This window comes from Mesobacillus subterraneus, from assembly GCF_023715485.1.
In the GTDB taxonomy this organism is placed as follows: Bacteria; Bacillota; Bacilli; order Bacillales; family Cytobacillaceae; genus Mesobacillus; species Mesobacillus subterraneus_B.
In genome coordinates this window covers 292,321-306,839 of sequence record NZ_JAMBOF010000004.1, presented here as the reverse complement: position 1 = coordinate 306,839, position 14,519 = coordinate 292,321, and the positions used below count along the sequence as shown (strand labels likewise).

14 protein-coding genes are annotated in these 14,519 nt (G+C 42.7%); 13 read left to right on the top strand and 1 reads right to left on the bottom strand.

Annotated features, from left to right (window positions below):
* Positions 1-29 precede the first annotated feature (29 nt).
* The 5 genes from M3204_RS08205 (at position 30) to M3204_RS08185 (ending at position 5,283) form a co-directional block, all read left to right on the top strand.
* Positions 30-818, top strand: a complete 789-nt coding sequence (locus M3204_RS08205) for a TerC family protein (protein ID WP_251480692.1) — start codon at positions 30-32, stop codon at positions 816-818.
* 82 nt (positions 819-900) lie between these two features.
* The gene (locus M3204_RS08200; RefSeq protein WP_251480690.1) at positions 901-2,085 is read left to right on the top strand and encodes an HpcH/HpaI aldolase/citrate lyase family protein; all 1,185 of its coding nucleotides are present in this window, start codon (positions 901-903) and stop codon (positions 2,083-2,085) included.
* The gene (locus M3204_RS08195; protein WP_251480688.1) at positions 2,030-3,388 is read left to right on the top strand and encodes a phosphoribosyltransferase family protein; all 1,359 of its coding nucleotides are present in this window, start codon (positions 2,030-2,032) and stop codon (positions 3,386-3,388) included. The genes M3204_RS08200 and M3204_RS08195 overlap by 56 nt, the downstream gene beginning before the upstream one ends.
* Positions 3,388-4,485: a cysteine protease StiP family protein gene (locus M3204_RS08190; protein ID WP_251480770.1), complete on the top strand. Its 1,098-nt coding sequence runs from the start codon at positions 3,388-3,390 to the stop codon at positions 4,483-4,485. The genes M3204_RS08195 and M3204_RS08190 overlap by 1 nt, the downstream gene beginning before the upstream one ends.
* Positions 4,486-4,491: 6 nt before the next feature.
* Positions 4,492-5,283, top strand: a complete 792-nt coding sequence (locus M3204_RS08185) for a hypothetical protein (protein WP_251480686.1) — start codon at positions 4,492-4,494, stop codon at positions 5,281-5,283.
* Here the strand turns inward: M3204_RS08185 and M3204_RS08180 are convergent.
* The gene (locus M3204_RS08180; RefSeq protein ID WP_251480684.1) at positions 5,273-5,539 is read right to left on the bottom strand and encodes a hypothetical protein; all 267 of its coding nucleotides are present in this window, start codon (positions 5,537-5,539) and stop codon (positions 5,273-5,275) included. The two genes, M3204_RS08185 and M3204_RS08180, sit on opposite strands and share 11 nt — an antisense overlap.
* A 249-nt stretch (positions 5,540-5,788) precedes the next feature.
* Between M3204_RS08180 and M3204_RS08175 the strand changes: the two genes are divergently transcribed.
* From M3204_RS08175 to ltrA, 8 genes are all read left to right on the top strand, one after another.
* Positions 5,789-7,426 carry a YceG family protein gene (locus M3204_RS08175; protein ID WP_251480682.1) on the top strand — a complete coding sequence of 546 codons (1,638 nt, stop codon included), beginning with the start codon at positions 5,789-5,791 and terminating at the stop codon, positions 7,424-7,426.
* Between the two features lie 4 nt (positions 7,427-7,430).
* Positions 7,431-8,534 carry a toxic anion resistance protein gene (locus M3204_RS08170; protein ID WP_435367709.1) on the top strand — a complete coding sequence of 368 codons (1,104 nt, stop codon included), beginning with the start codon at positions 7,431-7,433 and terminating at the stop codon, positions 8,532-8,534.
* 59 nt (positions 8,535-8,593) lie between these two features.
* A complete protein-coding gene (locus M3204_RS08165; RefSeq protein WP_251480678.1) occupies positions 8,594-9,211 on the top strand; it encodes a TerD family protein in 618 nt (205 codons plus the stop codon).
* Positions 9,212-9,263: 52 nt separating this feature from the next.
* Entirely contained in the window at positions 9,264-9,842 is a 579-nt protein-coding gene (locus tag M3204_RS08160; RefSeq protein WP_251480676.1) for a TerD family protein, read from the top strand.
* A gap of 366 nt (positions 9,843-10,208) precedes the next feature.
* Complete coding sequence (locus M3204_RS08155; RefSeq protein ID WP_251480674.1) at positions 10,209-10,910, top strand: anthrax toxin lethal factor-related metalloendopeptidase; 702 nt, start codon at positions 10,209-10,211, stop codon at positions 10,908-10,910.
* A gap of 170 nt (positions 10,911-11,080) precedes the next feature.
* Entirely contained in the window at positions 11,081-11,875 is a 795-nt protein-coding gene (locus M3204_RS08150; protein ID WP_251480672.1) for a thymidylate synthase, read from the top strand.
* Positions 11,872-12,357 carry a dihydrofolate reductase gene (locus tag M3204_RS08145; protein WP_251480670.1) on the top strand — a complete coding sequence of 162 codons (486 nt, stop codon included), beginning with the start codon at positions 11,872-11,874 and terminating at the stop codon, positions 12,355-12,357. The genes M3204_RS08150 and M3204_RS08145 overlap by 4 nt, the downstream gene beginning before the upstream one ends.
* A gap of 590 nt (positions 12,358-12,947) precedes the next feature.
* Positions 12,948-14,207 carry a group II intron reverse transcriptase/maturase gene (gene ltrA, locus M3204_RS08140; RefSeq protein ID WP_251480668.1) on the top strand — a complete coding sequence of 420 codons (1,260 nt, stop codon included), beginning with the start codon at positions 12,948-12,950 and terminating at the stop codon, positions 14,205-14,207.
* The last annotated feature ends 312 nt before the right edge of the window (positions 14,208-14,519 follow it).

Here is a 14,519-nt window from a genome sequence, read left to right as displayed (position 1 = left end):
TACACAACAAAGTGGGAGGAACTACAAGAATGCCTGAAATATTACAAGGATTTATAGATACTTATGCCCAGTTTTTTGATTGGGATATGTGGGTTAGAGTTTTAAGCGACCCAGTTAGCTGGGGATTGATTGGTACACTGGTGATCCTGGAAGGGCTTCTCTCAGCAGACAATGCACTGGTTCTAGCGGTTATGGTTAAGCATTTGCCTGAAAAACAAAGGAAAAAAGCATTATTCTATGGATTGCTTGGTGCTTATATTTTCCGTTTCATCGCAATCGGCATTGGTGTTTATTTAATAGAATTCTGGTGGGTTAAAGTACTTGGAGCTGGCTACCTGGCCTGGCTGGCAATTAAATACTTCATGGATAAGAGAAAAGGTGAAGACCCAGATATCGAGGAAATTGAAGGGGTTAACCAGGGCGGTTTGCTTATCCGCTTGTTCGGTACGTTCTGGGGAACAGTTGCTGCTGTTGAGATAATGGATATCGCGTTCTCAGTTGACAGTGTCCTTGCAGCATTTGGTATCAGCCAGGAAGTCTGGGTGTTGTTGCTTGGGGGTATGCTTGGTGTCTTGATGATGCGAGGAGTCGCCGGTATATTCCTGAAATTGATTGACCGCGTTCCTGAGCTAGAAACGACTGCCTACATTTTGATCTTGATCATCGCTGTCAAGATGTTCGCTGGAGTGTTTGGTATCCACATTGATCACATTTACTTCTTTATTCTATTGCTTGTTACATTTGGAGCTACATTCGTGGTCCACTATATGAACAAGAAAAAAGCTGAAGAGAATGAGCAGCAAAAGAACGTACAATAATTAAAGACTTACTTTCCGGGGAACTGACTTATGTCTGCTCCCTTTCTTTTTATCTATATCACCCAAAAAGGGGAATTTTTCCGTGAAATTGTTCTCGAATCTTTATGAAAAAGAATTAGACAGCCTTTTCTTTGTAAAACCAGCCAGGTTCAATAAACATACTCAACGAGATGAACTTGCATATGCCCTAGGAGCAACCTTGTACATGCCAGCAACACGAGAAAATATCCATCAGGAATTGCTGCTGAAAAAGCATGATGGACTTGCATCTATGGTTATTTGCCTTGAGGATTCTATTGCTGACCATGAGGTTGACAAGGCAGAAAAGCAATTGGTTGCAGAATTAAACCACCTAGCCGATGCACTTGGCAAAGGATATCTATCTCAGGATGAACTGCCGCTGATTTTCGTCAGGATCAGAAGCCTTGATCAACTCGAGAATATCGCAGAGGCAGCTGGTGAAGCGTTAAAGGTACTAACCGGTATTGTCATTCCCAAGTTCGAACCTGTCGCAGGAAAAAAGATTTTAAAATTTATCAATCAATTAAATACTACTGGAGACCTTTTATATGCAATGCCAATTTTAGAAACAAAGAAAATAATAGAAAAAGAAACTAGATTGGAAGAATTGCTCGCAATTAAAGCAGCTGTCGATGAATTCAGGGAACTGATTTTGAATGTCCGCATCGGCGCAACCGATTTCAGCGGCCTATATGGGATCAGGAGGAACGCAGATACAACTGTTTATGATATCGGTGTAATCCGCGATTGCATTTCAGATATCGTCAATGTCTTCCTCCGTTTTGACAGTCCATATGTGGTGTCAGGTCCTGTTTGGGAGTATTTCTCCTCGACGCAAAGAATATTAAAGCCGCAGTTGAGACAGACTCCCTTCGGACAGGAGGGCTTGAAGTGGCGAACTGAATTGATCGATAGGCATATGGACGGATTGATCCAGGAAATCATGATGGATATCGCAAATGGATTAACTGGAAAAACAATCATCCATCCGAGCCATATTAAAACAGTCCATGCATTGAATGCTGTCAGCTACGAAGAGTACATTGATGCGAAAAACATTGTAGAAGAAGCTGAGAATCACAATGGAGTCAGAAAAAGTGCCTTCGCAAATAAAATGAATGAAATTAAACCGCACTATTATTGGGCACAAAAGATTTTGCGGAAATCACAGGTATACGGGGTGCTTCAAGATGGAATCACAAACATCGACTTACTTAAACAGGAAATATTCATATCAAATTCTTGATAGCCTTTCAATCGACTTGGAAATTGCCGAGAACCCATTCAACCTCCCCATTGAGGAGTTGTTTGTCATGGCTGCGAGGAGGAATAAAAAGCGGTCGTTCTTGTTTGTCAGCAAAATTTTAGGAAAGCATATGCCAATCGATCCTGCGAAAGGCATGCTTACAGGATCGCTGCTTGCCGACCAATATGCCATCAAGACGACAGGAATGAGTTACTCAAAAGAATTAAAGCTTCAGGAGCAATTTATGAAAGATAACCCTAGTATACCTGACGCATTCATACCTGAAGAAATCTCTCCTGTAATTATTGGATTTGCCGAAACCGCAACGGCTCTTGGACATGCTTTTTTTGCTGCATTCACAAAGGCTGATTATTTTCACACGACTAGGGAAATAGTTGCTGAAGAAATCCCGGTAATCACATTCGAGGAAGAACATTCCCATGCGACGTCCCATCGTTGTTATATTGCCAGTGAGCTATTGGATAATAAGAGGGAAATTATCCTTGTCGACGATGAAATGTCTACTGGGAAAACGGCAATTAACATAATCCGCTCCATCCAAGCCGAATTCCCCCGAGATGTTTACTCAGTTGTTTCCATTCTTGACTGGCGGTCGGATGAGCATGCAGAGAAATTTAACGAACTCGAGAATGAACTGGGAATTAAAATTAACTGTGTAAGCATGTTAAGAGGGAAGTTTTCAGTATCGGGGCATTCTCCGGAAGCGGAAATCCTTTCGGAACAGCAGACATTCAATATGCAGGAGCCGGTAATTGAAAAGATACATGTGGAGCAAATGTCTTCAGAGGGCATTTCCAGTTTTTACGGTGGAAAACTTGAGGGTATCCCTTTTTCTGCTCTAAGCGGAAGGTTCGGAATGAATGAGCAGCAAAGAGTTTCACTAGACAAGACTCTTTCCAATCTGGCAATCAGGCTATCGCAAAAGTCCCTGGGAAAAAGGACTTTGCTTGTTGGCACCGGTGAATTCATGTATATCCCGATGAAAACGGCGGCCTTTATGGAAGGAAATGTAAGCTATCAGTCTACGACTAGAAGTCCTATCCATATCGTCGATAAAGAAGGGTATGGTGCTCGCTATGGTATGGCGTTCCCTAATCCAGAAGATCCTGAGATTCAGCATTACCTGTACAATGTGAGACCATTACAGTATGACGAAGTTTTTATTCTCTTTGAACGGGAAGTACCTGATGAGTGGCTGAAGCCAATGCTTGAAGAGTTTCGAAAAACAGGCATTCCTTCTATTAATATTGTTTTCTATCATAGCCGGATGGTGAAAGAATGATGGATGATGTTAAGTTTGGATCGTACGAAAAAGAAGATGTGACTTTTCTGCTTAAGGATTTATCAGGAATTGACTTGGAAGGGTCCGCGGAGATCCGGGAAAAACAGGTGCAGAATGGCAGGCATTATAGTGAAACGCTGCCGATCGAAGAGAAGCCAAGCGATGAATATATGGATTTATTCTGGAGCCTCCTCGGTTCTTCCAAGATGGAAGTTGCACTATTGACAGGCATCGTAGCTGAGCAGATTTATAAGACAAAAGGCAAGAATACGGTCCTAGTATCATTGGCCCGTGCTGGTACCCCAGTGGGAGTGTTAATTAAAAGGTATATCGAATGTAAGTACGGTGCGAGTCTTCCTCACTACAGCATTTCAATCATCAGGGGCAGGGGAGTGGACGAAAATGCCATCCTTCATATACTTGACCAGCACAAGGGGAGGGAAATCCAATTCATTGATGGGTGGACAGGAAAAGGTGCAATTTCTCGGGAACTCCAAAAATCGTGCATGGAAATTTGTGAACAATACGGAATCCATTTGGATGACAATATCGCCGTCCTTGCAGACCCAGGACACTGTTCAACCTTGTATGGCACAAGGGAAGACTTCCTTCTCCCGAGCGCTTGCCTGAATTCAACGGTCTCAGGCCTGATCAGCAGGACGGTGCTGAATGAAGATTATATTAAAAAGGGCGACTTTCATGGAGCAAAATACTATAAAGAATTCGAGGATATAGATGTTTCAGCAGACTTTGTAGAAATCATCAGCCGTGAATTCCCCGCAGTTTATAGTCTTGCAGAAAAAGGATTATCCAGGGAAATGGCGGAAGATCAACTTGCCGATTTTAAAGGTATGGATACTGTAAATAAGATTGCCAGTGAATTCGCTTTTAAGAATATAAATCTTATAAAACCGGGAGTTGGGGAAACCACAAGAGTTTTGTTGCGGAGAGTACCTTGGAAAATACTCATTAAGGATTTCAATAACCCTTATATTGAGCATATTCAACTGCTGGCGAAAGTGAAAGGGGTCGAGCTGGTCCACTACCCAGATATGGATTATGCCTGCTGCGGCCTAATAAAGCAGATAAAGGGGTGAAGCACCATGATGTTTGCAACCGACCTGGACAGGACGATCATTTATTCAAGGAAAGCACTGGAGGATTTAGGACCTGCTTTGAATAATCAGATGGAGGCGGTCGAAATAAAGGAAGACCAAAATCTTGCCTTTATGACTTGCAGAGCGTTAGAGATTCTCCAGGAAATCGCTCAGGAACTGCTTCTTGTACCAGTAACAACAAGAACGACTAAACAGTTCGAGAGGGTATTTATTTTTAAGGAGCGTATTCCTGTTAAGTATGCGGTCACATTTAATGGCGCAGAAATTTTATATGGTGGCAAGCCGCTGCGCGACTGGCGGGAGAATATATCCGGAAGACTGAAGCAGGAGTGTGCTTCAATGGATGAATTAAAGGATATACTCCTAAAGGATATCTTTCATGTTAACGGAAAGCTCAAATCTGCAGAGGGACTTTTTCTTTATTACTTGCTTGATGAAAAGCTTGATGCTCAGCAAGTGCTGGATTTCAAGAGAGCTGCATCTGCATATGGTTGGAGAATATCATATCAAGGACGGAAGCTGTATTTTATGCCTAATCCGATCAGCAAGGGAGAAGCAGTATCCTTTATAAAGGATAGGGAGGGAATAAATACACTGATAGGAGCAGGTGACTCGCTTCTGGATGAAGACTTTCTGGTGAAGTGTGACCATAGTTTTATACCCGCGCATGGTGAGCTTGCTGAACAAACTGAACTGATGACCTATATTTTTACAGAACAGCAGGGTGCTTATGCTGGAGAAGAAATACTAAGGAAAATTAAAAGGATTATTTCATAAATTTATTAGTTCCGCTATATTTATTCACTGACCTGCGGATGAACAGAAATAAGCAGGTGAAAGCACCATAAACAAGTAAAAAAAGACCGCTAAATTGCATAAAACCTGCTTGCATAGGCATGATCAATATAGCGAAAATGAAAGAATAGAAGAGCAAGTCAAATAAAACAAGGCCTCCGGAGGACATTGCCTGCCTGACATCCCGTAGCTCGAGCTGCAATTCTTCGGCTGGCTGCCTTTTGTATAAGAAACGCATATGAAGTCCACCTTCCTGATCTTAGTACTCAACTATATGCAAGGACAGGAATAAAGGTGAAAAATCAGGAAACGTGGAATTAATTGAAACTTTTTTCCGTTTTCATACGTACTAGCTAATACAAATAGAAATACAAGACTCCATGTATGGTATGATGGTAAATATAGGCTGGGTTGTTAACTCGGATTTGAAAAAGCAATTGAATTGCTTATAACTTTAGACTTTCGCGCTTAGTGGGAAGTGACTTTTATGTATCCATCGATAAACCAAATAAAAATACATACACTGCCGGTTACATATGACAATTGGTTAGGCCTTTTGGAAAAGGCGGCAAGTGAGCGCCCGCTTTTTCAGAAAGATGGTACATCCATGCATATCGGCCAGGTGCTTGCCCGGTTCATTGGCATACCACTTGATGAAGATGAGTATTACAATCAGCTGTACGATTATGTCCATAAACACAGCATAATCTTATTAAGTGATGATTCGCTTGATAAAACAATTGATAATGCTCATTTTCAATCAATCCAAAAGATTATCAATATAAATAAGGACCAAAATCTCTCCATCAATCGTTTTGTCGCATTCCTGGACGGTGAAAAATTGTTAATATCGGCTGGTAATTCGCTGGTTCACCGGAAAATAAGAGAAGCAGCGATCCAGATGGTGGAATTTTTTGCAAGTAGAGAGGAAGGCGGACTTAAGAGTCCAGAGCTGAGAAGGGTCCTTGTCGATGTCGTAAAATGGTCGTTCAACCACCTGGAAAATGCTTTAAAGGATGCAGATCCGGAAAAAAGCATGCCAAGTTTCCTATGGTACGGGAATTACAAGAAAAGCCATCAATATTTCCTTTACTTCCTAATGAAAGTTGGCTGTGACCTAGTATCATTCACCCCAGATGGAAATGACGTTTTTTCGATGGTCGACCCAGGGAAAGAGCAGACCTTCGTCCATGTCTTTCCTGAAAAGAAAGCACCGGAGCCGTTTCCTGCCGAAAAGCGGAAGCGTACAGCAACGGTTGCATACAGGGCATCCCGAGAAATAGAAACTATCCTGAACCATGAAGGATCTGGTTTATATAAACCATGGCAGTTAAGGGATTATGCTCCTTCAGCAATTACTTTGAAAACAACCTATGACGAATTGTTTTTGCTTGCCAGGGAAAAAGCGATGATCCGTCCGAATTTTGAAGTTAAAAGCGGAACCGTCAAGATTCCGGCTTTGTTTTCAAAAATAAACGGGGTCAGCAGGAATCGCAGGGAGTACTGGGACCGTCTTCATGGATTGATGGGACATGAGAATACATTGCTGATTAAAAGCTTTCCATTTTCCTCCGGAGCGAACAGCGATTTTCGGTTCCATTACCGCAATGCTCTGGGGAAAGACGGGCTGCTTGATCCGGAAAAAATGGCCGGTACCCACTACTGGAAGTATAACCATTTGCCGACGGGCCTCCAAAAGGGTCTGGCAGAAGCAATCAGAAATCTTTGTGTAAGCCCGAAGCTTAAGCCGCAGCATCGTGAAAACGAAGAAGAGCTGAGGATTTATCTTTTTACCCAGTCGATGCAGGTGCCGGAAAACATCTTAAAGATGCTGCAAAAATTTGATTATTCCCAGGAAGTACCTAAGGTGATTTTATATAATAATGAAATAAATGGGACGATGACAAGGTCTGATGCAGCACTGTTGCTGCTGCTGAATCAATTTGGTGTCGACCTGGTCATCTACAATCCACCTGGCCACAACGATATTGAGAATTTCATCGAAGGAAGCGCTTTCGATTCTCACTGGCTTGAAGATGTCGTTTTTGAACAGGAATTCAAGGAACCATCCATTATTAAAAAAGTAATTTTTCAAGGGATTTTAAAAAATTTAAGGGGAGATTGACATGATGAATCCAACACAAAATCAAGATGTCAGCCTTGTTACTGCTAATCCAGATGATAAATTAACCGAGGCATCGGTATCAGATTTAAAGCTTGCACTAAGGAACGAGCCGGAAGTGCAGAATCTGGCGCGCAGCATCGATGAGCGTGACCAGATTCAAATCCTTGAGTTTGGTAAAGAGCCAGCAGTGGAGATTTCAAGATTTTCTGACCAAATCCTTAGCAATATGCGTACCACAAAGGTCGAAGACTCAGGTGAGCTTCTGAAGCAGCTTGGCAAAATCATGGACCGATTTGACAAAAAGGATTTTGAGAAAACATCCGGAGGCCTATTCGGCAAGCTTTTCAAGAAGAGTGAAAAGCTGGTTGAGAAGCTTTTTGGCAAGTACCAGACGATGGGCAAGGAGATTGATAATGTATACGTGGAAATCTCCAAATACCAGAGCGAAATGGTTGAATCAACAACTATGCTTGATCGTATGTATGAGCAAAACTATCAATTTTATATGACACTAGAAAAATATGTAGTGGCTGGCGAGCTAAAGGTAAATGAACTCAAAACAAATCAGCTGCCGCAGCTTGAAGCAAAGGCAGCTTCAGGTGACCAGATGGCTTCTATGCAGCTTGACACTCTTCGCAATGCAGTCGAACTTCTTGAGCAGAGAATTTATGATCTCGAAATGGCAAAAATGGTCGCCTTGCAGACAGCACCGCAGATCCGACTGTTACAGCGAGGAAATACAAAGCTGATCGGGAAGATCAACTCGGCATTTGTGACGACAATTCCTATCTTCAAAAATGGCTTGATTCAGGCCGTGGCTGCCAAGAGGCAGAAGCTTGTGGCAGACTCCATGAATGAGCTTGACCGCCGCACAAATGAGATGCTTGTGAGAAATGCACAGAATATTTCAAGTCAGAGTGTCGATATTGCACGATTATCAGGGGCCCCTAGCATTAAGATCGAGACGATTGAAGAAAGCTGGAATATCATCATGAAGGGCATGCAGGAAACAAAGTCCATAGAGGAAGAAAACAAGCGCATGAGAGAAGAAGGAACAAAACGTTTGATGCAGCTGCAGGAAAATTTTAAAAAAGTGAAGCAGCAATAAAGATAGACTGCTCATTTTTATAAATAAATCTAAAAAAATACTTACAAGAGGTGAAGGTAATGGCAATTAACTTACAAAAAGGACAGCGTGTAGATTTAACTAAAGGAAATCCGGGACTTTCAAAAATTATGGTTGGACTAGGCTGGGATCCGGTTCAAAAGAGCGGCGGGGGCGGCGGACTGTTTGGCGGCTTGTTCGGCGGCGGCGGCAGTGGAGCGAATGTCGACTGTGACGCATCAGTCATCATGCTGGGAGCGAACGATAAATTGCAAAACAATAACGATGTTGTTTATTTCGGCAACCTAAAAAGCAAGGATGGCAGCATAATCCACTCTGGAGACAACTTAACGGGTGATGGGGATGGAGACGACGAGCAAGTTTCTATCGAGCTTAACAGGGTTCCAAGCCATGTTGAAAAGCTTGTATTCGTCGTAAATATCTATGATGCCGTGAAACGCAAGCAGCACTTTGGCATGATCCGCAATGCGTTCATTCGCGTGGTGAATCCTTCAAACAACCAGGAAATGATCAAGTATAACCTTACAGATGATTATAGTGGCAAAACCAGCTTGATCGTAGGGGAACTATACCGCCACGGCAATGAGTGGAAATTCGCCGCAGTAGGAACTGGAACAAATGCTTCCGGCCTGAGCGAAGTTGTCCGTTCTTATACTTAATCTTTAAGTGGTTCTAATTAAAAAAATGCTGTTGAAATGAGGGGTGTATGTAATGGGAATCAACCTGTCAAAAGGTCAACGGATTGATCTGACAAAAACAAACCCTGGGCTTACGCGTGTAATTGTAGGCTTAGGATGGGATACAAATCGCTATACCGGCGGCAGCAGCTTCGACCTAGATGCCTCCGCTTTTCTAGCAGATGAAAATGGCAAGTGCAAGCAGGATTCCGACTTTATCTTTTACAACCAGCTGCAGCATCCGAGCGGCGGTGTAGAGCATACAGGTGATAACAGGACAGGGGAAGGCGACGGAGACGATGAGCAGATCATCATCGATTTCTCCAAAGTACCTTCAAATGTACATCGGATTGCGATCGCTGTTACGATTCATGATGCGGAACAAAGAAACCAAAACTTTGGACAGGTCTCAAACGCTTTTGCCAGAGTAGTAAATGAGGAAAACGGCGAGGAAATACTTCGATTTGACCTAGGTGAAGACTTCTCTGTTGAAACCGCGGTAATCATTTGCGAACTGTACCGCCATAATAATGAATGGAAATTCAATGCCATTGGCAGCGGTTTTTCAGGAGGGCTAGGTTCTCTTTGCCGAAACTTCGGACTTGAAGTTTAATAAACTCTTTTGCTAAACAATGTTGCTCTTCGAATACAGTAGAAAGCAACAATCAATGCAGTAACAACCTTTAATAACAGCAAAGACTCATCCACATGTGGGTGGGTCTTTTTGATGCCCTTATTCAGGATTTTCAAGGACAAAACTGGCTCTAATCATTTGATAAGAGCAAACCATTATTTCATTTCAAAAAATGATCATGTGGATTTTTTCTGAATTGTTACCTTCCTAAAATTCTCAGCCTGCAGCCCACCAATCATATGTTATAATTTTAATAGAATCCGATCGTAAAAATCCCATCATAATTCACTTATATTACCCTTATAACATCTAAAGTCTGCATACCTCAGGAAAGGGAGATAATGAATGCGAAAAATGATTCAAATCCTCATTGTTATCATACTTTCCTTCACCCTGCTTGGGAGCTCTAATGCCAATATGGATGGCATTTTCCTATATGAATATCCAAAACAATCATTGCTATATGCTTCACTTGATGATGAAACTGCAGGCATTGCAGGAAAATTGGTCATCCTTCCTGAGGAGGAGTTTGATCAGCAGGAGGCTGCCAGCATTATCGGAAGATTAATGCTCCTTCCAGATTCTATGATTAGAAAAGCTGTTGACAGCAATATCAAGGTGAAGTTATTTGAAGGCAATTTGACGGACAATCCATCTGCCAGGCATTTGAAAGGGATCATTCCCCGGGGTTACACATCGAGTCGTACATGGGATCAGGTACCTGGAGTCGGAGGTTCCAGGATTGTTCTTGTGAAGATTGGCAGCAGTGAGAAAGGAAAAGGGCACGGTTCTGTAAATCTCGAGCTCCATGAACTCGCTCACTCCCTTGATCGCCATGTTTATGGGCAAATCAGAGAGGAAGAACGGTTCTTGAAAATCTGGAAAGCTGAAAGCCGACTGCTGTTTCCTGGGCGGGCTTACTTTCTCGATTATCCAGAAGAATATTTTGCCGAAAGCTTCGCGATGTTTTACATCGGAGGATTGCCTGCAAGGCTTCTGAAGGAAGCAGCACCTCAAACTTATCAATATATTGAAGGTCTCGAGTAATAGGAATATGGAATTATTTTACTATATTATAAGATTACTAATGCAAGTATAGCAGGAATTATGCCATAGCGCGGCAAAGTATTAGTAGTATCCATTTGAGAGTTTTCTATGAACCATTTAATTGCTAAAATAAAATGAATCAGTGCACGTTTTGAAAGGCAGGGAAATTCATGAAACAGTATTTAGAACTTTGTGAGCATGTATTGAACACCGGTATAAAAAAGGAAGACCGTACAGGTACTGGCACGATCAGTACATTTGGATATCAAATGCGGTTTGACCTCCAGGATGGATTTCCACTGATTACTACTAAAAAACTACACCTGAGATCAATCATCCATGAACTTCTTTGGTTTTTGAATGGGGATACAAACGTAAAATATCTCCAGGAAAATGGTGTCCGCATCTGGAATGAATGGGCCGATGATAATGGGAACCTCGGGCCTGTTTACGGTCATCAATGGCGTTCTTGGGCAGGTGCAGGCGGTGAGACTGTAGACCAGATCTCAGAGCTGATCCATACGATCAAGACAAATCCCGATTCCCGGAGAATGATCGTTAATGCATGGAACGTAGCTGAAATCAATAAGATGGCCTTGCCACCTTGCCACTGTATGTTCCAGTTTTATGTTGCAGATGGCAAGCTATCATGCCAGCTCTACCAAAGATCTGCGGATGTGTTCCTCGGAGTCCCATTCAATATCGCTTCCTACGCATTGCTTACAATGATGGTTGCGCATGTTTGCGACCTTGAACCAGGCGAGTTCATCCATACTTTCGGGGATACCCATATTTACACCAACCATTTGGACCAGGTCAAGCTTCAGCTTACACGCGAGCCTAAACCGTTGCCGCAAATGAAAATCAACCCTGAAGTCAAATCAATTTTTGATTTTAAATATGATGATTTTGAATTGGTAAATTATGAAGCACATCCGCATATTAAAGGGGTTGTCAGTGTATGATTTCACTTATTTGGGCAATGGATGAAAACCGCGTCATAGGGCTGCATAACCAGCTCCCATGGAGGCTCCCTGAAGATTTGAAATTTTTCAAGCGTGTCACTATGGGGCATCCGATCGCAATGGGTAGGAAAACGTACGAGTCAATTGGCAAACCCCTTCCTGGAAGAGAAAATATCGTTATTACACGAGATGAAAATTACAGTCCTGATGGCTGCGTGGTCATGAATTCAATCGAGGAATTTATGAAGTATGCCGGTGAAAAGGATGATGAGGTATTTGTCATCGGTGGTGCGGAAATATTCAAGGAAGTATTGCCGAAAGCGGACAGGCTATATTTGACGATGATTCACGAGCAGTTTGAAGGTGATACCTTTTTCCCGGTTTTTGACATTGATAAATGGGAATTAGAAACAAGGGAAATTGGGTTGAAGGACGAAAAAAATCCATATGACTACGAGTTTTTAATCTATAAGCGCAAATAATTGGTTAAGCAGTCCTTAAAAGGGCTGCTTTTTTTATGTGCGCCCGGCATGGGTGCAGTCTATAGGGTGCAAGTCCCGAGCCATGAAGGCAGTAGTAGTGGTTAGCTTAACGCAAGGGTGTCCGTGGTGACGCGGAATCTGAAGGAAGCGAGCGGCAAACCTCCGGTCTGAGGAACACGAACTTCATATAAGGCTAGGTACCATTGGATGAGTTTGCGTAACAAAACAAAGTCCTTACTGCCCAAGATGGTACAGAGTAAATGAAGCAGATAGATGGAGGGAAAGACTGTACTCTTACCCGGGGAGGTCTGGTTGAAATGCCAAGTACACTTGGTAACCTATCTAGCAATAGATAGCTGAACAACCAGAAGTCAGCAGAGGTCATAGTACCTTACCTACTCGAGATGGTAAGGGAAGGACTGAACAATTAGGAAGAACGAGAGCTAGGCATACAATTCCTGTGTAGAAGCAGACAATCCGAAAGGACTTACTTGAAGGAGGAAGTGGTGAATTCCACAGGGGACTTCATGAGGGTGGAGCAGGAATAACATAATTAGACTTCTACGTTCACGTCGAAAGGGAAATATCACATGTTAATGGATCTGATTCTGTCACGGGAAAACTTAATAGAAGCACTTAAACGTGTGGAGAAGAACAAAGGGAGTCACGGCATAGATGGAATGTCCGTAAAATCCCTACGAAGACATCTCTATGAGAACTGGGACACTCTCTGTGATTCTTTAAGGAAAGGTACCTATCAACCTAACCCAGTACGTCGAGTCGAAATCCCGAAACCGAATGGTGGAGTAAGGCTACTAGGAATACCTACCGTGACAGACCGGTTCATTCAACAGGCTATCGCCCAAGTTCTAACCCCGCTTTTTGACCCAGCCTTCTCAGAACATAGTTATGGGTTTAGACCAAACCGAAGAGGTCATGACGCAGTTCGTAAAGCAAGGGGATACATAAGTGAAGGTTATAGATGGGTGATAGACATGGACTTGGAGAAATTCTTTGACAAAGTTAATCATGATAAGTTAATGGGGATATTGGCAAGTAGAATCCAAGACCGGTTGGTCTTGAAACTAATACGGAAATATCTCCAAGCAGGAATCATGATAAATGGTGTAGTCTATGATGCAGAAGAAGGAACACCACAAGGAGGTCCCCTGAGCCCTCTTCTTTCGAATATCCTTTTGGATAAGCTCGATAAAGAGTTAGAAAGGAGAGGTCACAAGTTTGTCCGCTACGCCGATGATTGTAATATTTACATGAAATCGAAGAAAGCTGGAGAACGAGTGATGAACTCGATTACATGCTTCATTGAGCAGAAATTAAAGCTCAAAGTAAATAGAGGAAAATCAGCGGTTGATCGCCCATGGAAACGAAAGTTCCTCGGCTTTAGCTTTACGGTTAATAGGATACCGAAGGTTCGTATAGCAAATGAAAGTATCAAAAGGCTTAAAGCTAAAATACGAGAACTAACCTCCCGTTCTAAACCAATTCCTATGGAAGTTAGAATCGAGAAACTAAATCAATATCTTACGGGATGGTGTGGATATTTTGCATTGGCTGATACACCGAGTAAATTTAAAGAATTTGATGAGTGGATTAGAAGAAGACTTCGTATGATTGAATGGAAACAATGGAAGAATCCGAGGACAAGAGTAAGAAAACTCAAAAGTCTAGGTGTCCCTGACCAAAAGGCACACGAATGGGGAAACTCCAGAAGGAAATATTGGAGAATAGCCTCTAGTCCAATTCTACACAAAACCCTCGATAACTCTTATTGGAGTCATCGAGGGCTCAAAAGTCTATATCAAAGATATGAATTTCTACGTCACACTTAATTGAACCGCCGTATACCGAACGGTACGTACGGTGGTGTGAGAGGTCGGGGGTTAATCACCCCCTCCTACTCGATTGTTGGCTCTGTTAAACAAGGCTGTTGATTTTCGTTCCAGGCGCTTCGCTTTCCGCGGGGCTGGCGCGGAGCCTCCTCGTCGCTTCGCTCCTGCGGGGTCTCACCTGACCAGCTAAGCCCGCAGGACATTGATTGGGCTTCCTCGAACCTGCCCACGCACGATGGAAATGCGTTAGCATTTTCGGAGGAGTCTTCGCGCCTTCCACTACAATCAACAGGTATTAAAAACAACATTGGG